At 63.2% G+C, this 22279-nt stretch carries 19 protein-coding genes; 14 read left to right on the top strand and 5 right to left on the bottom strand.

What is annotated here, in order from left to right; all coding sequences use genetic code 11:
• Window positions 1–165 precede the first annotated feature (165 nt).
• Window positions 166–855, bottom strand: a complete 690-nt coding sequence (locus tag AC0L2L_RS31635) for a glutathione S-transferase family protein (RefSeq protein WP_473583742.1) — start codon at window positions 853–855, stop codon at window positions 166–168.
• Between the two features lie 48 nt (window positions 856–903).
• Window positions 904–2157, bottom strand: a complete 1254-nt coding sequence (locus tag AC0L2L_RS31630) for a glycoside hydrolase family 5 protein (RefSeq protein WP_473583741.1) — start codon at window positions 2155–2157, stop codon at window positions 904–906.
• A 50-nt stretch (window positions 2158–2207) separates the two neighbouring features.
• Here AC0L2L_RS31630 and ybgC point away from each other — a divergent pair, with 50 nt between their 5' ends.
• The 9 genes from ybgC to ftsH all read left to right on the top strand — a co-directional run bounded on the left by ybgC (window position 2208) and on the right by ftsH (window position 12385).
• Window positions 2208–2681, top strand: a complete 474-nt coding sequence (gene ybgC, locus AC0L2L_RS31625; protein WP_473583740.1) for a tol-pal system-associated acyl-CoA thioesterase — start codon at window positions 2208–2210, stop codon at window positions 2679–2681.
• Between the two features lie 311 nt (window positions 2682–2992).
• The gene (tolQ, locus tag AC0L2L_RS31620) at window positions 2993–3703 is read left to right on the top strand and encodes a protein TolQ (RefSeq protein WP_027166718.1); all 711 of its coding nucleotides are present in this window, start codon (window positions 2993–2995) and stop codon (window positions 3701–3703) included.
• A 9-nt stretch (window positions 3704–3712) separates the two neighbouring features.
• Window positions 3713–4171, top strand: a complete 459-nt coding sequence (tolR, locus tag AC0L2L_RS31615; RefSeq protein WP_473583739.1) for a protein TolR — start codon at window positions 3713–3715, stop codon at window positions 4169–4171.
• A gap of 7 nt (window positions 4172–4178) precedes the next feature.
• Window positions 4179–5333: an energy transducer TonB family protein gene (locus AC0L2L_RS31610; protein WP_473583738.1), complete on the top strand. Its 1155-nt coding sequence runs from the start codon at window positions 4179–4181 to the stop codon at window positions 5331–5333.
• Window positions 5334–5401: 68 nt separating this feature from the next.
• Entirely contained in the window at window positions 5402–6694 is a 1293-nt protein-coding gene (gene tolB / locus AC0L2L_RS31605) for a Tol-Pal system beta propeller repeat protein TolB (protein WP_473583745.1), read from the top strand.
• Between the two features lie 273 nt (window positions 6695–6967).
• A complete protein-coding gene (gene pal / locus AC0L2L_RS31600; RefSeq protein WP_027166714.1) occupies window positions 6968–7474 on the top strand; it encodes a peptidoglycan-associated lipoprotein Pal in 507 nt (168 codons plus the stop codon).
• 219 nt (window positions 7475–7693) lie between these two features.
• The gene (gene ybgF, locus AC0L2L_RS31595) at window positions 7694–8863 is read left to right on the top strand and encodes a tol-pal system protein YbgF (protein WP_473583737.1); all 1170 of its coding nucleotides are present in this window, start codon (window positions 7694–7696) and stop codon (window positions 8861–8863) included.
• On the top strand, window positions 8857–10254 hold the full coding sequence (tilS, locus tag AC0L2L_RS31590; protein ID WP_473583736.1) for a tRNA lysidine(34) synthetase TilS: 1398 nt from the start codon (window positions 8857–8859) through the stop codon (window positions 10252–10254). The genes ybgF and tilS overlap by 7 nt, the downstream gene beginning before the upstream one ends.
• A 196-nt stretch (window positions 10255–10450) precedes the next feature.
• Window positions 10451–12385 carry an ATP-dependent zinc metalloprotease FtsH gene (gene ftsH, locus AC0L2L_RS31585; protein WP_473583735.1) on the top strand — a complete coding sequence of 645 codons (1935 nt, stop codon included), beginning with the start codon at window positions 10451–10453 and terminating at the stop codon, window positions 12383–12385.
• 426 nt (window positions 12386–12811) lie between these two features.
• Here the strand turns inward: ftsH and AC0L2L_RS31580 are convergent, their stop codons facing one another.
• Window positions 12812–13687: a hypothetical protein gene (locus AC0L2L_RS31580; RefSeq protein WP_473583734.1), complete on the bottom strand. Its 876-nt coding sequence runs from the start codon at window positions 13685–13687 to the stop codon at window positions 12812–12814.
• A 369-nt stretch (window positions 13688–14056) separates the two neighbouring features.
• Between AC0L2L_RS31580 and glmM the strand changes: the two genes are divergently transcribed.
• The 5 genes from glmM to serA all read left to right on the top strand — a co-directional run bounded on the left by glmM (window position 14057) and on the right by serA (window position 20470).
• Window positions 14057–15409 (top strand): phosphoglucosamine mutase, encoded by a 1353-nt coding sequence (gene glmM / locus AC0L2L_RS31575; protein ID WP_027166709.1) that lies wholly within the window; start codon window positions 14057–14059, stop codon window positions 15407–15409.
• A 220-nt stretch (window positions 15410–15629) separates the two neighbouring features.
• Window positions 15630–16448 (top strand): outer membrane protein, encoded by an 819-nt coding sequence (locus tag AC0L2L_RS31570; protein ID WP_473583733.1) that lies wholly within the window; start codon window positions 15630–15632, stop codon window positions 16446–16448.
• 203 nt (window positions 16449–16651) lie between these two features.
• Window positions 16652–17437, top strand: coding sequence for an outer membrane protein (locus AC0L2L_RS31565; protein WP_473583732.1), 786 nt, complete (start codon window positions 16652–16654; stop codon window positions 17435–17437).
• 190 nt (window positions 17438–17627) lie between these two features.
• The gene (locus AC0L2L_RS31560; protein WP_473583731.1) at window positions 17628–18803 is read left to right on the top strand and encodes a phosphoserine transaminase; all 1176 of its coding nucleotides are present in this window, start codon (window positions 17628–17630) and stop codon (window positions 18801–18803) included.
• Window positions 18804–18868: 65 nt separating this feature from the next.
• The gene (serA, locus tag AC0L2L_RS31555; RefSeq protein ID WP_473583730.1) at window positions 18869–20470 is read left to right on the top strand and encodes a phosphoglycerate dehydrogenase; all 1602 of its coding nucleotides are present in this window, start codon (window positions 18869–18871) and stop codon (window positions 20468–20470) included.
• 183 nt (window positions 20471–20653) lie between these two features.
• Here the strand turns inward: serA and AC0L2L_RS31550 are convergent, their stop codons facing one another.
• Together AC0L2L_RS31550 and AC0L2L_RS31545 are read right to left on the bottom strand one after the other, a co-directional pair.
• Window positions 20654–21061, bottom strand: a complete 408-nt coding sequence (locus AC0L2L_RS31550; RefSeq protein WP_473583729.1) for an SH3 domain-containing protein — start codon at window positions 21059–21061, stop codon at window positions 20654–20656.
• Window positions 21062–21340: 279 nt separating this feature from the next.
• Window positions 21341–22240 carry a DMT family transporter gene (locus AC0L2L_RS31545; RefSeq protein ID WP_473583728.1) on the bottom strand — a complete coding sequence of 300 codons (900 nt, stop codon included), beginning with the start codon at window positions 22238–22240 and terminating at the stop codon, window positions 21341–21343.
• Between the last annotated feature and the right edge of the window lie 39 nt (window positions 22241–22279).

Raw genomic sequence — 22279 nt, 5'->3', positions numbered from 1 at the left:
ATGGTCTGCGCCGCGTCGCTTCGCTCCTTGCTCCGCCATAGAATGACGACGTTGGGGCGGCTTCAACCAATCCCCGGCGTTTGCGCTGATTTCAAGGAAATGAATGGAAAATCTTGCACCAAGACAAACGGCAACCTTTCAAAAATCCCTGTGTCGGGGAACTAGTCAGGTGGCGCGGATGGGGGTGCCGTCGGCTTCGTAGCCGGTGATGCCAGGTTCCCACCACAGCACCGGATTGTTCCGGAAGCTGGCGCGATCTTCCATCCTGTTCACAAGCGCACGGATTTTCGGATGCCCGTCAAGCCGGGTATCGAGGTCCAGGGGCCGGTTGGCAATGAAGCGAAGGTGGCAGGTGAGAAAAATGTCATGGACCGACACGACCTTGCCGAAAAATCCCTCGCCGTCGCGGTCGATCCGCTCCTCCAGCCATCCGATCAAATGGACAACGCGCTCGGCGCAGCGCGTCAAATGCGAATTGCCGCGATGCGTCACTCCGGACCATTGCATCTGGCTGATCGTCGTTGCGGCGGTGCCCAAAGTCTGGATCGAAGCAAAGAGCAATCGGTCCTGCCATTCCGATCTCGCCCGCCACATCGACGACGCCAGAACCGGCTCTCCCCCGACACGCTGCGGATAGGTGGCAAGCAGATACTCGGCGATCACACCGCTTTCCCAAAGTGTCAGATCGCCATCGCGTAACGTCGGGACTTGAAGCGCCGGGGTCCATTCGGCGCGAGACGCGGCAGATGGCGTCGTCGTCTCCTCCCGGCGCTCATAGTCGAGGCCGATTTCGTCCAGCACGACACGAGTGCCGCGCGCGAAAGGTGATCCCGTCGTATAAAGCAGCGAGCGCATAGCCTAATCCCCCCGATGCCAACGCAGAATTGGTAGCATCGCTGGTGACTAACGCGGAAGGTGGCGGATTACGTCCATCACGTCCGGCTCGGCCTTCTCGCCGTCGAACGCATCGACGATGCCGAAGGCGCCGCCATAGCTCCACGCCGACCACGAAAAGCCATGCGCCTCGGCGCGGGCGATCATGTCGCGCACATAGGCCGCGCGGTATCCGGCCGGCATGACGAAGCCGTTGCCATAGTCCTTGCGGATCATGCCGAATTCGCCGAGCGTGATATCCCGCGGCTTGATGCCGTTGGCCTTCGCCCAGGCGTCGACCGTCGTGAACGGCGCATCCATGACGGCGAGCAGCTTTTCGGGACTGTCCATCGTCGCCACCTGCTCGTCGAGATAGGCGAGCAGGCCGCTCTGCCGCGCCCAGGGCGCCTCGGCCCTGATCCGGTCGCGGATCGTGTCCAGCGCCAGGTCCAATTGCGCCTTCGGAATAGCCGTCAGCGGGTAGGGCAGGCCGGTGACATATTGGATGAAGTCGCCGGCCCAACTCGCGCCCTGATGCGTCAAGAGGAACGGGTCGTAGGAGTGGAAGGTCCAGATGATGTTGTCGTCCGCGATCGCCCCGGGGTCGATCCTGGCCAGCGACTCCGCGTTTGAATAGCAGCCGCCGGTCAGGATCAGCGTGAGCCTGGTGGCGGAGGCACGCGCGGCGGCGAACAATTGCTTCTGGCGGTCGGGCCAGAGATTGGTGCCGTTCTCGTCGCAATCGACCAGCGGCTCATTCATCAACTCGAGCGCGATAAGCTCCGGATCTTCCTTTGCCAGCGTCCGCGCCATCTTGCGCACCAGCTCGGTATAGGCATCCAGGGCGGCCGGGTCGTGCATGACCTCGCTCATGCCGATCTTGCGGTTGCCGCCGGCGGGGATCAGATGCAGGTCGACGATCACCTTGAGGCCGGAGCGATTGATCATGCGCGCCGAGTCCAGGACGCTGGCATAGAGGTCGTCGCGAAGAGCCGTGGTCCGGTCCGAAAGAAAGGGCGAGGGATCGACCGGCATGCGCAGGAAGTCGAGGCCGGCATCCTTGAGCGCCTTGAGGTCGTCCTCCTTGAGGAATTTGCGCCACTCCGGAAAAGGCAGGATCGCCTGGCGCTCGCCCCATTTGTCCTCGGCCGGCCAGGTGACCCATTGGTCGAGATTGAGCCCGCGCTTCATCGAGAATGTCGCCGCCCCGGCTGGTAATGCCAGCGCGCCGAGCGCAAGCAGCGCCACCACCAGGGTCTTGATCATCGTGCCCAACAGTGCCATCCCGTTCCCGCGCGAACACCTGCCCGTTCAGGCCAGAAAAGGAAAGCGCGATGGACGATCATGGTGAATCGGCGGAGCTCAGCGCTGGGCTTTCCGGAGCTCTGACGGATTTCGGCCACCGGCTGATGGCCAGGGTCTACTATGCCGACACTGATTTTTCCGGCGTCGTCTATCATGCGCGCTATCTCGAGTTCCTCGAACGCGGCCGGTCCGATTACCTGAGGCTCACCGGGGTCCATCACACGGAACTCCTGGACGGCAAGCACGGCGAGCGCATCGTCTGGGTGGTGCGGCGCATGGAGATCGACTTCCGCTCGCCGGCGCGCATGGACGACATCCTCACCATCGACACCCGCACCGACGACATTTCCGGCGCGCGCATCTTCATGGGGCAGCAACTGAAGCGTGGCGGCGATGTGCTGGTCGAGGCCAGGGTCGAAGCGGCGATCGTCGGCGAAAGCGGCCGGCCGAAGCGGTTTCCGAAAGAATGGATTGCCGCCTTCATGCCGAAGGCAAAGGCTTGAAACCTTCCTCTTGCCGGCACAATCTCAATGGCGTTAACCAGACGGCTCCAGCTGTCGGCCGGCGCAACCAAGCGCGGCAATGCGCCGCGCCCTACACACTAACCCATCCTTAACCATAACGGTTCATGAAGGATTTGGCGAAGATTGGCGCAATTCGTGCGCCTTCCTTTCACCAATATTTGCCTCGAAAAGGCCGCGGAACGGTGCATTCGGGGCTTGTCCCGCAAGCTTCAAGCTTCGCGCGATCGGACCAAAGGGATGCCCATGGGCCAGCCGCCAGCAATGCCCAGAAAATCTTAAGGACTTAAGTCATGGAAAACATCGCACTCGCCGAACCGGGCGCGCATCTGTCGATCTGGGCCCTGTTCATGCAGGCCGGCTGGGTGGTCAAGCTGGTCATGATAGGCCTGCTCTGCGCCTCGATCTGGACCTGGGCGATCATCATCGACAAGCTTGTCGCCTATAGCCGCATGCGGCTGGCGCTCAACCGCTTCGAGCAGATTTTCTGGTCGGGCCAGTCGCTCGAGGACCTTTACCGCACGCTGTCCGACCGCAAGACCACCGGCATGGGCGCGATCTTCGTTGCCGCCATGCGCGAATGGAAGAAGAGTTTCGAAAAGGGTGCGAAATCGGCGCTGGCGCTGCAGACCCGTATCGATAAGGCGATGGACCTGGCGCTGACACGCGAGATGGAGAAGCTGGAGGGTCGCCTCGGCTTCCTCGCCACCACCGGCTCGGCCGCCCCCTTCATCGGCCTGTTCGGCACCGTCATCGGCATCATGACGTCGTTCCAGGCGATCGCGGCCTCGAAGAACACCAGCCTCTCGGTCGTGGCGCCCGGTATCGCCGAGGCGCTGCTGGCGACGGCGATCGGTCTGCTCGCGGCCATCCCCGCGGTCATCGCCTACAACAAGCTGTCATCGGACGCGAACAAGCTCGGCATGCGCATGGAGGGGTTCGCGGACGAGTTCTCCGCCATACTCTCGCGCCAAATCGATGAAAAAGTAGCGCAGAAGGCCTGAGGAACGATCATGGGGATGTCTGCTGGCGCACGTGGCACGGGGCGAGGCGGGCGCGGTCATAGGCGCCGTGGCCGTCACCATGCGCTGATATCTGAAATCAACGTCACGCCGATGGTCGACGTGATGCTGGTGCTGCTGATCATCTTCATGGTCGCGGCGCCGCTTTTGACCGTGGGCGTGCCGATCGACCTGCCGGACACGCAGGCCAAGGCGATGAATGTCGACACGCAGCCGATCACCGTGTCGATCAACTCCACCGGCCAGATCTATCTGCAGGAAACCGAAATCCCGATCGAGGAGCTGGTGGCCAAGCTGCAGGCCATCTCGAAGACCGGCTATGACGAGCGCATCTTCATCCGCGGCGACAAGCAGACCGACTACGGCACGGCGATGAAGGTCATGGCCCGCATTTCGGCGGCCGGCTACAAGAATATCGGCCTGGTCTCGCTGCAGGAACAGGATCAGTAGACGCCAAATGCGGACCGGCCTCACCTCATCGGTGATCTTGCATACGGTGGCGTTGGCCTTCGGGCTGTTCACGCTGTCGTCGCCGCCAGCCATGCCGGCCGCGGACGTGGAGTCCGTGGCGGTCGACATCGTGCCGATGGAAGCCGTGCCGCAGACGCTGCAGGGCGACAAGAAGTCGGTGATGCATGAAAAGCCGGCGCCGCTGCCGACCAAGCGTCCCGATATCGTGCCCAATGCCCAGAAGGTCGGCGAGAACACGGTCGACACTGACAAGCCGGTGACGGACGAAGCCAAGCCGAAGCCGGTCGAGAAGACCGCGGCGCCGCCGCCGGCGCCGACACCGAAAGAGAAGCCGGCGGTCGAGGACGTGCCGAAGCCGCCGGAGAAGCCGAAGCCGACGCCTGCAACGGAAGTCGCGCCGACGCCGACGCCGAAGGAAGAGGTCAAGCCCGAGCCGGTCAAGCAGACGGAACCCAAGCCGACGCCGGCCAAGGAGCCGACGCCCGCGCCGCCGAAGGACACGACCGCCGCTATCCAGAAGGAAGAGGTCAAGCCGGACGCCGTCGCCGAGGCGATCTCACAGGACCAACCGACCGAAGAGGCGAAGCTTCCGGATTCGGCCCCTGCGCCGGAGGCGCGGCCGAAGCCGCAGCCCGCTCCGGCCGAGAGCGCCAAGGCGCCGGAACGCAAGGACGCTGAAAAGCCCGTCAAGGAAGCCTCCTCGAAGCCGAAGTCGGATGACAAGCAGTTCAATGCCGATGAGATTTCCGCGCTTCTCGATAAGCAGAAGCCCTCCGGCGGCGGCGCCAAGCGCTCGTCCCAGCAGGCCTCGCTCGGCGGCGAGAAGGACCAGGGCCAGAAGCTGTCGAAGTCGGAGGAAGGGGCTCTGCGCGATCAGCTTGCGGGTTGCTGGACCTTCCCGGCGGGCATGGAGGCCTCGGATGACCTGACAGCCGTGATTTCGTTCAATCTCGACGCCTCGGGCAAGCTGGACGGCCGGCCTGTCGTCGAGAAATCGAGCGGAAATCGCCAGGTCGACGAAAGCGCGGTGCGCGCTATCCAGAAATGCGACATGGCCGGCCTGCAGGTTCCTGCCGGAAAGCAGGACATCTGGGGGCAGATCAAGGTCACTTTCGATCCGAGGGAAATGCTTGGCCTCTGAGGCCTGCCCTCCGCACACTCAGTGAAGAGAAGCGAGAAGACATGAAATTTATCCTCAAGCCGCTCCTGATGGTCGCGACAATGGCGTTGGGTTCCATGGTTGGCGCCGCAGCGCCGGCATGGGCTCTCGTCGAGATCAACGTCAACAAGGGCAATGTCGAACCGCTGCCGATCGCCATCACGGATTTCCAGTCCGGTGATGCACTCGGCGCCCAGATCACCGAGATCGTGACGGCTGACCTGAAGCGATCCGGACTGTTCGCGCCGATCGACAAGAGCGCTTTCATTGAGAAGATCTCAGGCCCGGACGCCACGCCGCGCTTCGACGACTGGAAGGTGATCAATGCGCAGGCGCTGGTCACGGGCAGCGTCGGCAAGGAAGCCGACGGCCGCATCCGCGCCCAGTACCGGCTGTGGGATACGTTCGCGGGCCAGCAGATGGCGGGCGAGCAGTTCTTCGCCAACGATGCCAACACCAGGCGCGTCGCCCACATCATCGCCGACGCCATCTATGAGCGGATCACCGGCGAAAAGGGCTATTTCGACACCCGCGTCGTCTTCGTCGACGAATCCGGCGCCAAGAACGCGCGCAAGAAGCGGCTCGCCATCATGGACCAGGACGGCGCCAATGTGCGCTATCTGTCCGACGGCCGCGCCATCGTGCTGACGCCGCGTTTCTCGCCGAACCGGCAGGAAATCACCTACATGTCCTATGAGAGCGGGCAGCCAAAGGTCTACCTGCTGCAGATCGAGACCGGCCAGCGCGAGTTGGTGGGCAATTTCCCCGGCATGACGTTTGCGCCGCGCTTCTCGCCCGATGGCCAGAAGGTGATCATGAGCCTGCTGCGCGACGACGGCAACTCCAACATCTTCGCCATGGATCTGCGAAGCCGCTCGACGACGCGGCTCACCGATTCGACCGCCATCGACACCTCGCCGTCCTATTCACCGGACGGCTCGCAGATCGTCTTCACTTCCGACCGTGGCGGCGGCAGCGGTCGCTCGCAAATCTACGTCATGGGAGCGGACGGCTCCAATCCGCACCGCATCTCTTTCGGCGAGGGCGTCTATTCGACGCCTGTCTGGTCGCCGCGCGGCGACCTGATCGCCTTCACCAAGCAGAGCGGCGGCGAGTTCCAGATCGGCGTCATGAAGACCGACGGGTCGGGCGAGCGCATCCTGTCCTCCGGCTTCCAGCAGGAGGGTCCGACCTGGGCGCCGAACGGTCGCGTGCTGATGTTCTTCCGCGACTCCGCCGGCGGACCGAAGCTTGTCTCGGTCGATCTCACCGGCCGCAACGAACAGCAGATTCCGACCGCGAACTATGCTTCGGATCCGGCCTGGTCGCCGTTGCTGGAGTGAAGGTTGGGAATTGAGGAATTGGGGAACTGAAGAACTGGGGAATTGAAGAAGCGGAGAGGGCTCAAATTCCCCGCTTTTCATGCCTTGGTCGCGTTTTGGCCGTATTTCCGCCTAGGGTCCGCACGCATGTCGTCCCTGGTAAAGCGTGGGGCGTAGCAGTCGCGGACGGCGGCTCGAAACCAATAATTAACCGTGTTTCTTGAATGCCGGTTAACCCAAACGTGGTTACTGGGTGATCAACGAAATCACTCGAATACGAAGGAGAGGGCGGCAATGGGCCGTATCGCAGCACTTACGAGAAATCCGGCGATGATCGCGCTGGTGGCGCTTCTCGCCATCACCGGTTGCGCGTCGAAGAAGACGCCGAACAGCGCAGCCGATCTCGGCCTCAACGGCGCCGGCGCCGCTACTCCGGGCTCCGCGCAGGATTTCACCGTCAATATCGGCGACCGTATCTTCTTCGACACCGACTCCGCGTCGATCCGCGCCGACGCGCAGACCACGCTGGGGCGCCAGGCGCAGTGGCTCAACCAGTACCGGCAGTACGCGATCGTCATCGAAGGCCATGCCGACGAGCGCGGCACGCGTGAGTACAATCTGGCGCTGGGCGCCCGCCGCGCCGCCGCCACCCGCGACTTCCTCGTCTCCAAGGGCGTCTCCGCCGGCCGCCTGAAGACGATCTCCTACGGCAAGGAGCGCCCGGTCGCGGTCTGCGACGACATCTCCTGCTGGTCGCAGAACCGCCGCGCCGTCACCACGCTGTCGGGGGCTGGTTCCTAAGATCCAGACGCCGCAGCGGGCGCTTCGGCGCGACGCCACCGGCGACAAAAATACAACAGCTGGAAATGAAAGGCGGCCGCAGGGCCGCCTTTTTCATATGCGACAAACCGAAACAAAATTTGGCCGAAGTCTCGCGTCCTGCTATGAGCGCGAGGGCGCTTCCTCCCCAGTTTTGATTTGGAAAGGCGCATCAGGCCAACACCCACCGCGAGAGACAGAATGCATTTCAGAACGGTCCTGAGCGGCACGCTTGCGCTGCTGCTCGTATCAAGCCTCCCAAGCCTGGCCGCGCCGGCCGACAACACGGGGCAGGCCTCCGACAGAGGGTTCACCTTCCATCTGCCGACACTCGGCATCTTCGGCGACAAGAAGAAGCCGGAACAGGCGCAGGTCGCGCAGCAGGAAGGCGGCGCCGGCATGACTGGTCTGGAGGACCAGCTTCGCCAGATGAACGGCAAGATCGAGGAGCTCAATTTCCAGATCCTGCAGATGCAGGAACAGATGCGAAAGCAGCAGGAAGACAATGAGTTCCGCTTCCAGCAGCTCGAGGGCGGCACGCAAGGAGGCGCCAAACCGGCCGGGCAGAAGAAATCGGAAGCCGCGCCCCCGGGCGGGAACAGCAACAACGGGAACACCAATCTCGGCGATGCCGGCCCCGGTCAATCCGGTACCGGCGACGCCGGAACCGATAACAGCGTCGCCCGAGCCCCGGCGACGCAGGCGCCAGCCGACACCGGTGGGCAAAACGGCGACGGCAAGACCGTCGGCGACGTCATCGTGGAATCGCAGACCGGCGATCCCGGCAAGCTGATCACCGGCGCGCCGCCGAAGAATTTCGGCACCATCACCGTCGACAAGAACGGCAATGTCGTCAACGCCGAGACCGGCCCGCAGGCCAGCGCGCCGGCGGAAGCTCCCACGGCCACGGCAAACGCTCCTTCCGCCGAAACACCGGCCAAGAAGAGCAAGCCCGGCGGCACCGAAGTCGCCGCCCTGCCGTCGACCAACGACCCTGACGAGCTCTACCGCAACTCCTACCAGTTCATCCTGTCGGGCGATTATCCGACCGCCGAGCAGGGTTTCCGCGACCATATTTCCCGCTTCCCCAAGGATGCCAAGGCGGCGGATGCGCATTACTGGCTGGGCGAGTCGCTGCTTGGTCAGCAGAAATACCGCGACGCGGCCGAAATCTTTCTCGCCGCCAGCAAGGAGTATCCGAAGGCCAAGAAGGCGCCCGACATGCTGCTCAAGCTCGGCGTCTCGCTGGTCGGCTTGAAGCAGAACGACGTAGCCTGCGCCACCTTCAGCGAAATCGGCAAGCGCTACCCCGATGTTTCAGGCACGCTCAAGGAACGCATCAAGCAGGAAAAGGCCCTGGCGTCGTGCTGACGGCCGACATCAAACCTGACCTTTCAGACTGCCTTTTTTCCGACCTGGACTTCTCGAACGGCGCCGTTGCGGCCGTATCCGGCGGCAGCGACTCGACCGCCCTGCTCCTTCTTCTCAAAGATCACCTCGACCGGACCGCATCGACCGCCAGGTTGCTCGCTGTGACGGTCGATCACGGGTTGCGACCTGGTTCGGCCGCGGAAGCGCGGCTCGTCGCGCGCTTTTGCGCCGAGCGCGGCATTGCGCATCGCATTCTTGCCTGGGGCGGCGACAAGCCCGCCAGCGGGCTGCCGGCCGCCGCGCGCGAGGCGCGCTACAATCTGCTTGCCGCGGCGGCCGACGCCGAAGGCATCAAGCTGATCGTGACCGGCCACACCGCCGACGACCAGGCGGAGACGGTGCTGATGCGGCAGGCACGTGACAATGACGGCCGCGGTGTCGCCGGCATGGCGCCCGCCACGCTTCACGACTGGCGGACCTGGATCGTCCGGCCGCTGCTCGGCATCCGGCGCGCGGCGCTGCGCGAGATGCTGCGGCGGCGCGACATCGGCTGGATCGAGGACCCGACCAATGTCGATGTCCGCTTCGAGCGGCCGCGCGTGCGCGCGGCGCTCGCTCAGGGCGAGGGCGAGCAGCGCATCGCGGAAGCGCTGGCACGGGCCGCCCGGGCGGCCGGTGAACGCGAGGATTCCGGCCATCGCGCGGCTCTGCTGATCGGCGCCTTTGCCAGCATGCCGGTGCCAGGCCTCGTCCGCCTCGACCGCGATTTTGCCGCGCATGAGGACGGCCAAGCCGCCATCTATGCGCTGCGCATCCTGTTGGCCACTGTCGGCGGGGTATCGTTTCTGGCCGATGAGGCGCGCTGCGCCGCGCTGCTTTCCCGCCTGCGGTCCGCGCCGCTTCGTGCCACATTGTCGCGGACGGTGATCGACGCGCGGCGAACCGGCATTTTCCTTCGCCGTGAGAGGCGCGACCTGCCCGCCGCCGCGCCGCCGGTGGACAACCGGCTTTGGGACAACAGGCGGCGCATCACTTTGAAAGACGGGGCGGGCGACTTGGTGATCGCGCCGCTGGGGCCCGCCGCCGCCAGGCGGGCATCGTTGAGCGAGGATATTCCACCAAGCCTTTCACGCGCTGCACTTGCAGCGGAGCCCTCGCTGTGGGCCGGAGGCGAATGCCTTGATTTTGCTGGCGGCAATGCCGGCCCGCAATCGGTCTCGATCGTTCCTGCGGTAGCCCCTTTCGCGCGCTTCCTGCCTTCCTTCGACCTCGAGCCCGCCACTGCGGTTGCGGCGCTTGTCGGCGCGCCGGCGCTGCCGGCGCCGCCATTCCATGGACATGATGGCAGCCCAGAGTCGGATGACTTCAGGTCGAATCGACCTGAAATCTGAATCCACCTCTGAATCAAGAAGTGGAGCATGATGTCGCCCGAAAACCGCTTCACACTTTTCGGCATCATGCTCCAGGGTGGGCGAAAGCTTAACCGATACGTGCTGTTCTGCTTGGCAATGGGGGGCGCTCTCCCTATGTTAGGCCCAAGCTTCTCCATCATCGTGGGTCCGCGCGCGGGCCCCAACGGGACAATAGATGAATCCGAATTATCGCAACCTCGCGCTCTGGGCGATCATAGCGGTCCTGCTCATAGCCCTGTTCAATCTTTTCCAGACGCCGCAGACGCGTGGTGCAACGACGGATATCGCCTATTCGCAGTTCCTGCAGGATGTCTCCTCCGGGCGCGTCAAGAGCGTGACCATCGCCGGCGCCCGGATCTTCGGCAACTACACGGATAACGCCAACGGTTTCCAGACCTATTCGCCCGGCGACCCGTCGCTGGTCTCCAGGCTGCAGGACAAGAACGTCACCATCACCGCCAAGCCTGAAAGCGACGGCTCCAATTCGCTGTTCGGCTATCTGATCTCGTGGCTGCCGATGATCCTGATCCTCGGCGTGTGGATATTCTTCATGCGCCAGATGCAATCCGGCTCCGGCCGCGCCATGGGCTTCGGCAAGTCGAAAGCCAAGCTTCTGACCGAGGCGCATGGCCGCGTCACCTTCCAGGACGTGGCAGGCGTCGACGAGGCCAAGGAGGACCTGGAGGAGATCGTCGAGTTCCTGCGCGATCCGCAGAAGTTCCAGCGCCTCGGCGGCAAGATCCCGCGCGGCGTGCTTCTGGTCGGCCCGCCCGGCACCGGCAAGACGCTGCTCGCCCGCTCGGTCGCCGGCGAGGCCAACGTGCCGTTCTTCACCATTTCCGGTTCCGACTTCGTCGAGATGTTTGTCGGTGTCGGCGCATCCCGTGTCCGCGACATGTTCGACCAGGCCAAGAAGAACGCGCCCTGCATCATCTTCATCGATGAAATCGACGCCGTCGGCCGCCATCGCGGCGCCGGCCTCGGCGGCGGCAACGACGAGCGCGAGCAGACGCTGAACCAGCTGCTGGTTGAGATGGACGGCTTCGAATCCAACGAGAGCATCATCCTGATCGCCGCCACCAACCGGCCCGACGTGCTCGACCCGGCGCTGCTGAGGCCAGGCCGTTTCGACCGCCAGGTGGTGGTGCCGAACCCCGACATCGTCGGCCGCGAGAAGATCCTCAAGGTGCATGTGCGCAACGTACCGCTGGCGCCCAATGTCGACCTCAAGGTCGTGGCCCGCGGCACGCCGGGCTTCTCCGGCGCCGACCTGATGAACCTCGTCAACGAATCCGCGCTGATGGCGGCGCGGCGCAACAAGCGCCTCGTCACCATGGCCGAGTTCGAGGACGCCAAGGACAAGATCATGATGGGCGCCGAGCGCCGCTCGTCGGCCATGACCCAGGCCGAGAAGGAACTGACCGCCTATCACGAGGCCGGCCACGCCATACTGGCGCTTAACGTGCCGTCGGCCGATCCGTTGCACAAGGCCACCATCATCCCGCGTGGCCGCGCGCTCGGCATGGTCATGCAGTTGCCGGAAGGCGACCGCTATTCGATGAGCTACAAATACATGATCTCGCGGCTCGCGATCATGATGGGCGGCCGCGTCGCTGAGGAGTTCAAGTTCGGCAAGGAGAACATCACGTCGGGCGCCTCCTCCGACATCGAGCAGGCGACCAAGCTGGCGCGCGCCATGGTCACGCGCTGGGGCTTTTCCGACAAGCTCGGCCATGTCGCCTATGGCGACAACCAGGAAGAGGTCTTCCTCGGCCATTCGGTGGCGCGCACGCAGAACATCTCGGAAGAGACCGCGCAGATCATCGACGCCGAAGTGCGCCGCCTGATCGACGAGGCCTATTCGACAGCGAAGTCGATCCTGACGAAGAAGAAGAAGGAATGGATCGCGCTGGCGCAGGGCCTGCTCGAATACGAAACGCTGTCCGGTGAAGAGATCAAGCAGCTGATCGCGGGGCAGAAGCCCGCCCGCGACCTTGGCGACGACACTCCGCCCAGCCGTGGCTCGGCCGTGCCGAAGGCCGGCACCGGCGGCCGCCGCAAGAAAGGCCCCGAGCCCGAAGGCGGCATGGAGCCGCAGCCGTCAAGCTGAGGACGAGCGAACACCTACAACGAACGCCGCGGATCAAACCGCGGCGTTTTTGTTTGTTTGGGAGCGCCGAAGGCGGCCAAGCCGATCTCTCGGCTCGCGTCGCCTGCGCTCCATCTTCAAGGCCGGTGCTGCCCCTCATTGCCCTGCCGGGCATTTCTCCCCGTGAACGGGGAGAAAGAGGCTGGCCGCTTCCTCGGTGCTCATCCTACAACGCTGATGATTGGCGAAACACGCCGAGGCAGCGTCCTTCTCCCCGTTTACGGGGAGAAGATGGCGGCAGCCAGATGAGGGGCGGCGCCAACGCCGGAAGATATGCCTGCTTCCTATGATCCGGTATGTTGCGGCTTCGCGCTTCGTAGGCGGCAAACAAAAAGCCCGCGCATCTTGCGATGCGCGGGCCTTTTTCCGGAGATAGCCGCTAAGCGATCAGCTCTTCAGCTTGGCATTGCAGAGGCTGTAGAAGCCGCCGCCCTTCTGGATCCACTTCAGGCCGTTCAGCGTGTTGGCCTCCTTGTTGGCGTAGTACTGCTCGAGGCAGGTGTGCATGCGGCCCTTGGCCGGGGTCTCGGTGGCGAATTTCGGCGAGATCGCCTTCGGGAAGCTCACGCCCTTCGGCGCCGCAACGGACGGCTTCGCCGGCTCGTTGGTGTAGGTCGCTTCCGTCGGAGCCGGCACGGTGTCGTCATCGTCGGCGGCGGCGCCGCACTCGGCCTTGCGGAAGTCGTTCCACTTCATGCCGTTGAGCTTGTTGGCGGTCTTGGCAGCCTGGTACTTGGTGCTGCATTCGGCCATGCTCAGGCCCTTGCCGCCATCGGCAGCCGCGGTCGAGGTCTTGGTCGTCTTGGCGGGCTTGGCGTCGGCGGCGGGCGCGGTGGCAGCCGCGGCGGTTGCGCCAGGACCGCACTCGGCCTTGCGGAAGTCGTTCCACTTCATGCCGTTCAGCGTGCCGCCGGATTTTGCAGCCTGGTACTTGGCGCTGCATTCCTTGGAGCTCAGGCCCTTGGCTGCGTCATCGGCAGTGGCGGCCGTCTTTGTCTTTTTGGCAGGCTTGGTGTCGGCAGCCTTCGTATCGGTCGCCGCCTTGGTGTCGGTCGCGGCCTTAGTGTCGGTCGCGGCCGATGCGTCGGTGCCGCACTGGGCCTTGCGGAACTGGTTCCAGGTCTGGCCAGCGAGCATTCCTGCATCCTTGGCCGCGTTATACTTGGTGCTGCACTCGGCCATGGTCAGCGCGTTGGCCGGCGCTGCCAGGAACAAGGTCGCGACGGCGATCCCCGTCAAAGCCGCAAGTCTATGAATAAGCATGGCGTTTTCTCCCTTTGCTGCCGCCAGTAAGTGTCCCTATGCCAAAATCAATAGCGCTCAATGTCCGGTTGCGCCAGATGCTACCGGAACGGACGCCGTCACAAAGTGTGTTGCTCCCGATAAGGTGATGAATTGCTTGCGGGTTCGCCGGTAGCCAAGCTTTTCCGGCGGATACGCGGCCGAAAAGCATCGCGCTGGCAGGTGTAGCGGCGCTAAATCAAAGGTGGTAGTAGGCTGTCGAATCACCTGCACCGTCCGCGACAATGATTTTCTAAGGATTGGTAATATACAATTACGAAATTTGATGATCGGATGCGGCCCAATTGTGGCAATACGGGCGGCTGAAAACCGACGGGGACTGTAAGGAACATGACAGGTCAGTATTTCGGCACCGACGGTATCCGCGGGCGCGCCAACAAATTTCCGATGACGGCCGAGATCGCCATGCGCGTCGGCATGGCCGCCGGGCTGTCGTTCCAGCGCGGCAATCATCGTCACCGCGTCGTGCTCGGCAAGGACACGCGGCTTTCCGGCTACATGATCGAGAACGCGATGGTGGCGGGCCTGTGCGCCGCCGGCATGGACGTCTTCCTGCTCGGCCCGATACCGACACCGGCCGTCGCCATGCTGGTGCGCTCGCTGCGCGCCGACATCGGCGTGATGATCTCGGCCTCGCACAATCCTTACTACGACAACGGCATCAAGCTGTTCGGGCCTGACGGCTACAAGCTCTCCGACGAGATCGAGGAGCGCATCGAGGGCATGCTCGACAAGGACATCGAGCTGGCGCTCGCCGATTCCGACGGGCTCGGCCGCGCCAAGCGCGTCGATGGCGTGCATGACCGCTATATCGAATTCGCCAAGCGCACACTGCCGCGCTCGATGTCGCTTTCGGGCCTGAGGATCGTCGTCGATTGCGCGAACGGCGCGTCCTACAAGGTGGCGCCCGAGGCGTTGTGGGAACTCGGCGCCGAGGTGGTGGCGATCAATGTCGAGCCGAACGGCTTCAACATCAACAAGGAGTGCGGCTCGACCCATCCGGCCGGCCTGCAGAAGAAGGTGCACGAGGTGCGCGCCGACATCGGCATCGCACTCGACGGCGACGCCGACCGCGTCGTCATCGTCGACGAGAACGGAGCGATCGTCGATGGCGACCAGATCATGGCGCTGATCGCCGAATCCTGGCACCAGAGCGGACGGCTGGCCGGCGGCGGCGTCGTCTCCACCGTGATGTCCAATCTCGGGCTGGAGCGCTTCCTCGGCGACATGAAATTGCAGCTGCACCGTACCAAGGTCGGCGACCGCTATGTCGTCGAGCATATGCGGGCGCATGGCTTGAACGTCGGCGGCGAACAGTCCGGCCACATCGTTCTTTCCGATTTCTCGACCACCGGCGACGGGCTGGTCTCGGCGCTGCAGGTGCTGGCTTGCATCAAGCGGCAGAACCGCCCGGTCAGCGAGCTGTCGAAGAAGTTCGAGCCGGTGCCGCAGCTGCTGAAGAATGTCCGCATCTCCGGCGGCAAGCCGCTGGAGGAAGCGCCGGTCAAGGCGGCGATCGAGGAAGGGCGCAACCGGCTCGGCAAGTCCGGCCGCCTCGTCATCCGGCCCTCGGGCACCGAGCCGCTCATCCGCGTCATGGCCGAAGGCGACGATCCGCAACTGGTCGAGGCGGTCGTCAACGACATCGTCGGCATTCTCCAGGAAAACCGCAGCGCCGCCTGAGGTCGCCGCTACGCCGGCCTGCAGCTTACGAGCCCGCCATCCGGCGGGCTTTTTGTTTGCACTCCGACGAGGGCCCGCACACCTGGTTTCTAGTTAAAATTGCATCGATTCGTGGTTAATCGATACGGTTAAACGGCTTTTAACCTTTGCAATTCATTATCCAAACCCGAGGTCAATCACTTCGGGCGGTGTCGTCCCGAGGCTTCTTAGGGGTGACAGAATGTTCAAGACAGCAAGAATGGCATTGCTTGCCGCGCTGTTCGCGGGGATAGCCGGACCGGCTCTCGCCGCGGATTTCGCGGAACCACCACCGGTCGAGGAGGCGCCGCCGCCGGTGGTCGAAGCGCAGCCTGTCGATGTCGGCGGCTGGTACATCCGCGGCGACATCGACTATCACAAGTCGACTTTGCGTGGCATCGACTACATTACATACGGACCACCGCCCGGCACCAACGATTTCGATTTCGGCAAGCTGAAGGGCGGCTTCTCGCTCGGCGCCGGTGTCGGCTACAAGGTCAACGAGTACTTCCGTACCGATCTGACTGCCGACTACTGGTTCAAGTCCGACTTCAACGGCCAGACCTCGGACCTCACCACGACATCAACCGAAGTATCCAGGATGAGCGCCCTGCTGTTGCTCGCCAACGCCTATGTCGATATCGGTACCTGGCAAGGCATCACGCCCTATGTCGGCGCCGGTATAGGCGGCGCACACATCAAGTGGGACACGGTCCACGATCCGAACACAACCGAGACCAATCCGGGGTCATCCAACTGGCGCTTCGCCTACGCTCTCATGGCGGGTGCTTCCTACTGCCTGACCGACAGGGTGATCCTCGATGCAGGCTACCGCTTCACGCACATCCAGGGCGGGCGCATGTTCGAGTTCGATTCGACCAGCTCCGGGCCAGGCTTTGACGGCGGCATCAACACCCACGAGGTACGCGGCGGCCTGCGCTACCAGTTCAGCGGCAACAATGGCTGCGCCGCACCGGTGGTCGCCTACCAGCCCGAACCGGAACCGATCTACACCAAGTAATCGCTTCCAGTTATCCTGAAATTCGTCAACCGCCCGGCATCAGCCGGGCGGTTTTTCGTTTATGCATCGAGGGTAAAATCCGATCGAAATCAAATCGGTAACGGGCTGTTATCCTTAACCGCCACTTAACCACTATGGTTAACAATGGCTCCTTGAACGGCGCTCGCGTTTGCGGTTGGCGCCAATTTCGGGAGCCGGGGACCATGATATCCAGATCGCGTATCGCGTCGGCGCTTGCCGCAGCCATCCTGTTGCCGATGACGCCGGCGCTCGCTGCCGACTACGATCCGCCGGTCTATGCCGACCAGGCGCCGGACTATCAGCCGGTCGAGGTCGGTTCGGGCTGGTACCTGCGCGGCGATGTCTCCTATCTGGCTCAGAAGAGCTTCAAAAACGGGGATTTCACCTTCCCGGCGACGATCGCCGACGAAAGCTTTAGCGAGAGCGAGGATGCATATTTCGCGAGCATCGGCTTCGGATATCATTTCAACGATTATCTCCGCGCCGATCTCAACCTCGGCTATCTGCCCGGAAACAAAGCCAGCTTTAGCTATGATGATTCAGACGTCGTGGTAGGGCCGGCAACGGCGACCGTGGGAGCTGGAAGCCTCAAGAACCATGCCATCTCAGGCATATTGAACGGCTATGTCGACCTTGGCACATATGTCGGCGTCACGCCCTATGTTGGCGCCGGTATTGGTGTCGTTCAAAGTAGATACAGTCTTTCGGCGAATTATTTCACCGAAAACGGGGACGACAGCGATGACTTCTCCCTTCGCAGCAGCAAAACAAAATACTCTTTGGCATACACATTGAACGCGGGCCTTGCCTACCAGGTTTCAAAGAATGTTTTGATCGATCTTGGTTATCAATATTTCTCAGCGCCTGATGCCGAATATGTCACGGCCGCAAGCCTGAATTCCTTCCCTATCCACAAAGGCATCAGCAATCACCAGGTCAAACTCGGCCTTCGCTACGATCTCTGGTAGGGCGAAGCCGGCAGCCCGATGCCGATGGCGGATCGCGAGATGCGCCATTTCCGTTTTTTACCGCGCTCTAAGGCGAGTATCCTGCTAGCGACAAAAATTTTGCTCTTGACGCCGAAAGCGTGAGCGCATATCGCCGTCCGTGGGCCACCCCTCCCCAACGAGGGGCCACTATCTGGAAGGATAGACCACGATGACGACACCTACCAAGCCCGGACTCCGTCCGGCAAACCCCAATTTTTCTTCAGGTCCCTGCGCAAAACGCCCCGGCTGGTCGGTCGAGGCGCTGTCGAAGGCTGCGCTCGGGCGCTCCCATCGCGCCAAGATCGGCAAGAGCAAGCTCGAGCAGGCAATCGAGCTGACGCGGGAGGTTCTCCGCGTTCCAGCCGATTATCGCATCGGCATCGTGCCGGCGTCGGACACCGGCGCGGTCGAGATGGCGCTGTGGTCGCTGCTCGGCGAGCGCGGCGTCGACATGGTCGCTTGGGAAAGTTTTGGCTCGGGCTGGGTGACGGATGTCGCCAAACAGCTCAAGCTCGCCGATATGCGCAAGTTCGAGGCCGGCTACGGCAAGCTGCCCGACCTGACGCAGGTCGATTTCGACCGCGATGTCGTCTTTACCTGGAACGGCACGACGTCCGGCGTGCGCGTGCCGAACGGCGATTTCATCCCCACGAGCCGCAAGGGCTTGACCATCTGCGACGCTACCTCGGCGGCCTTCGCCCAGCGGCTCGATTTCGAAAAACTCGATGTCGTCACCTTCTCCTGGCAGAAAGTGCTGGGCGGCGAGGGCGCGCACGGCATGCTGATCCTGTCGCCCCGCGCGGTCGAGCGGCTGGAGACCTACAAGCCGGCCTGGCCATTGCCGAAGATTTTCCGCCTGACCTCGGGCGGCAAGCTGATCGAGGGCATCTTCAAGGGCGAGACCATCAACACGCCGTCGATGCTGTGCGTCGAGGATTATCTCGACGCGCTCAACTGGGCGAAGTCGATCGGTGGGCTCGAGGCGCTCATTGCCCGCGCGGACGCCAATGCCGCGGTGCTCGACCGGTTCGTGGACAAGTCGGCTTGGCTCGGCCATCTCGCCGTCGAGCCGGCGACGCGCTCGAACACGTCGGTCTGTCTCGCTTTCACCGATCCTGACGTGGCGGCGCTCGATGCCGACGGGCAGGCGGCCTTCGCCAAGGGGATCGTGTCTTCGCTCGACAAGGAAGGCGTCGCCTACGACATCGGTTCCTATCGCGACGCGCCACCCGGCCTGCGCATCTGGTGCGGCGCCACTGTCGAGACCGCCGATCTCGAGGCGTTGCTGCCCTGGCTCGACTGGGCCTTCGCCACGCAGAAGGCGTCGCTCAAGGCCGCGGCCTGAGTTTTCATGGCGGCCCGCGGGCCGCCATTTCCCGACACATCCATTTTCACGTCAAGGAGGCCGTTATGGCGCCCCGCGTTCTCGTTTCGGATAAACTTTCCACCACCGCCGTGCAGATCTTCAAGGATCGCGGCATCGATGTCGACTACTTGCCCGATCTCGGCAAGGACAAGGAAAAGCTGCTCGAAGTCATCGGCCAATATGACGGCCTCGCCATCCGCTCGGCGACCAAGGTCACCGAGAAGCTGATCAATGCGGCAACCAGGCTCAAGGTCGTCGGCCGCGCTGGCATCGGCGTCGACAATGTCGATATCCCGGCTGCCAGCCGCAGGGGCATCATCGTGATGAACACGCCCTTCGGCAATTCGATCACCACGGCCGAGCATGCGGTGGCGATGATCTTCGCGCTGGCGCGGCAGATCCCGGAAGCCAATGCCTCGACCCATGCCGGCAAATGGGAAAAGAACCGCTTCATGGGTGTCGAGATCACCAGCAAGACGCTGGGTGTGATCGGCTGCGGCAATATCGGCTCGATCGTCGCCACGCGCGGCGTCGGGCTGAAGATGCATGTGATTGCCTTCGACCCGTTCCTGTCGGACAGCCGCGCCGAGGAGCTCGGCGTCCAGAAGGTCGAGCTCGACGAACTCTTCGCCCGCGCCGACTTCATCACACTGCACACGCCGCTGACCGACAAGACACGCAACATCATCGATGCCGCCGCGATCGCCAAGATGAAGGACAGCGTGCGCATCATCAACTGCGCGCGCGGCGGGCTGATCGTCGAGGCCGATCTGATCGCGGCGCTGAAGAGCGGCAAGGTGGCGGGCGCCGGCATCGACGTGTTCGAGGTCGAACCTGCCGAGCAGAACGCCCTGTTCGGCATGGAGAATGTCGTGGCCACACCCCATCTCGGCGCCTCGACCGCGGAAGCGCAGGAGAATGTCGCGCTGCAGGTCGCCGAGCAGATGAGCGACTATCTGATCAAAGGCGCGGTTTCCAACGCCATCAACATGCCGTCGATCACCGCCGAAGAGGCGCCGCGGCTGAAGCCCTTCGTCAAGCTCGCCGAGGTGCTCGGCGCCTTTGTCGGCCAGGTCACCGAGGATCCGATCAAGGAAGTCGAGATCCTGTTCGACGGCTCGACCGCGACGATGAACACGCGCGCGCTGATCAGCGCCGCCCTTGCCGGCCTGATCCGGCCGCAGGTCTCCGACGTCAACATGGTGTCGGCGCCGATCATGGTGAAGGAGCGCGGCATCATCGTCGCCGAGGTCAAGCGCGACAAGTCGGGCGTCTTCGACGGCTATATCAAGCTCACCGTCAAGACTGAGCACATGGAGCGCTCGATCGCCGGCACGTGCTTTTCCGACCACAAGCCGCGCTTCATCCAGATCAAGGGCATCAACCTCGACGCCGAGGTTGGCCAGCACATGCTCTACACCACCAATGCCGACGCGCCCGGCATCATCGGCCTGCTCGGCACCGTCTGCGGCGAGAACGGCGTCAACATCGCCAACTTCCAGCTCGGCCGCAACCGTCCGGGCGGCGACGCGATCGCACTGCTTTACCTCGACGCGCCCTTCCCGGAAAAGGTGCTGGAGCAGGTGCGGGCGCATGCGTCGATCGACTCGGCCAAGCCGCTGCATTTCGACGTCGGCGGCGCATGAACGGCCATTGCCCTAAAGCGTGTCGCGCTGAAAAGGATTCAGGCGACACGCTTTAAGTCTTTGTTTTGATGCATGTCGTTGTCCCAGAACCGCTGCACACTTCTGGGCGACATGCATTAGTGAAAAACGCCCCGCTTGCCGGTGCAGGCGGGGCGTTTCGATAGATTCAGATCTTGTCCAACTTCACTTGCAGGGGAAGCCGGGCGCGATCTTGCATTGCGGCTTGTGAGGCTTGGGAGGGCGCGGCCGGTGCGGCTTATGCGGCGGCCAATGCGGCCTGTGCGGACGGTAATGCGGCGGGCGAATGACAATACGCGGCTGCACGATCACGGGCCGCACGATGTGGGACCGCTCTAGGTAGCCAGCGCTCGCCCAGCCATGGATACCGGCCGCGCGAATCGAGCACCAGCTGTCCTCGCAATGGAAGAGCTCAACCCTTTGACCGGCCGGCAGGGTTGCGATCCTGGCATAGTGCGCGCCCGGGCCGCTGCGGACATTCAGCGACGTCGTGGTGTGGGCGACGCTGGCCGCCGAAGCCGATACGCAAAAGGCCGTGAGGCCCAAAAGGGCTGCGATCAGCGCCAAAAACATCCGGAAATTCATGGTCCCTCCATCCGAACCGGAGCGATTCACCGTGAACCGCCCTACCTCTGCGTCTGACGCAATTCCGGGCGGAAAGGCTTAGTGCGAACTAGCCGGGCCCAACCGTGTCACACTTTCCTGGAATTGCTCCAAAATAGCTCGACCTCGGCATCTGGTCGTTGAAAGTCGAGAAAGTCAATCAGTCCCACGAGCTTCGAAGTATCGAATATCGATATGCTTAATGGGCTCGGCATAGTTGGTTGCTGCTTGGTCTATTCCATCGAGGGTTCACCGCATCTGCAGCGCTTCTCTGCTGCCGCTGTATTCGGCGAGCGCGATGCCACCGAGCACCAGCGCGAGCGCGAGCGCCTGGTAGGGCTCAAACTGCTCGCCGACGATCAGCACCGAAAGCAACGTGCCGAAGATCGGCACCAGGTTGATGAACAAGCCGGCGCGATTGGCGCCGATCAGCTCGTTGCCCTTGATGTAGAAGATTTGCGACACGACGGAGGCGCCAAGTGCCGTGTAGAGCGCAATCGCCCATCCACTTGCGTCGGGCATGATGACGCGGCCGGCCATGACTTCCCAGATGAAGAAGGGCACGGAGGTCAGAAGCGCCGAGATCGACAAGGCCAGCATGAGGCTTTGCCAGCGAATGGCGGGTTTCAGGCGCAGCCCGACCGAATAAAGGCTGTAGCAAAGCACCGCGACGAGCATGATGGCGTCGCCGAAATTGAGGTTGAGTTTCAGCAGCTGATGAAGGTCGCCATGGCTCGCGGTCAGCGCGACGCCGACGATGGTGAGCGCGACACCGACGATCTGCAAGGCCTGCACGCGCAGCCGGAAGAACACGAAATTGGCAAGGATGATGACGATCGGGATGGCGGCCTGCTCGATCGAGACGTTGATGGCGGTCGTGTAGTTGAGCGCCGTGTAGAAAATGACGTTGAAGAACGTGAAGCCGCAGGCGCCGAGAGCCGCGACCAGCCGCCAGTGCCTGCGCAGCTGCGGCCAGTCCTCGCGCAGCGGCCGCCAGCCGACAGGCAGCAGGATCAGCACCGCCATCACCCAGCGCAGGAACACCAGCGTCATCGGCGAGACATGGCCGACGGCAAGCTTGCCCGCCACCGAATTGCCACCCCATAGCAGCATGGTCGACAGAAGCAGAAGATAGGCGGCTCGATGCATCGGCAAAATCCGGCGCGGCGCAATGCGTTCAACGATCGA

Source organism: Mesorhizobium sp. WSM4832 (assembly GCF_055811115.1).
The sequence above is the reverse complement of the archived record's forward strand: the minus strand, read 5'-3'. Positions and strand labels throughout refer to the sequence as shown.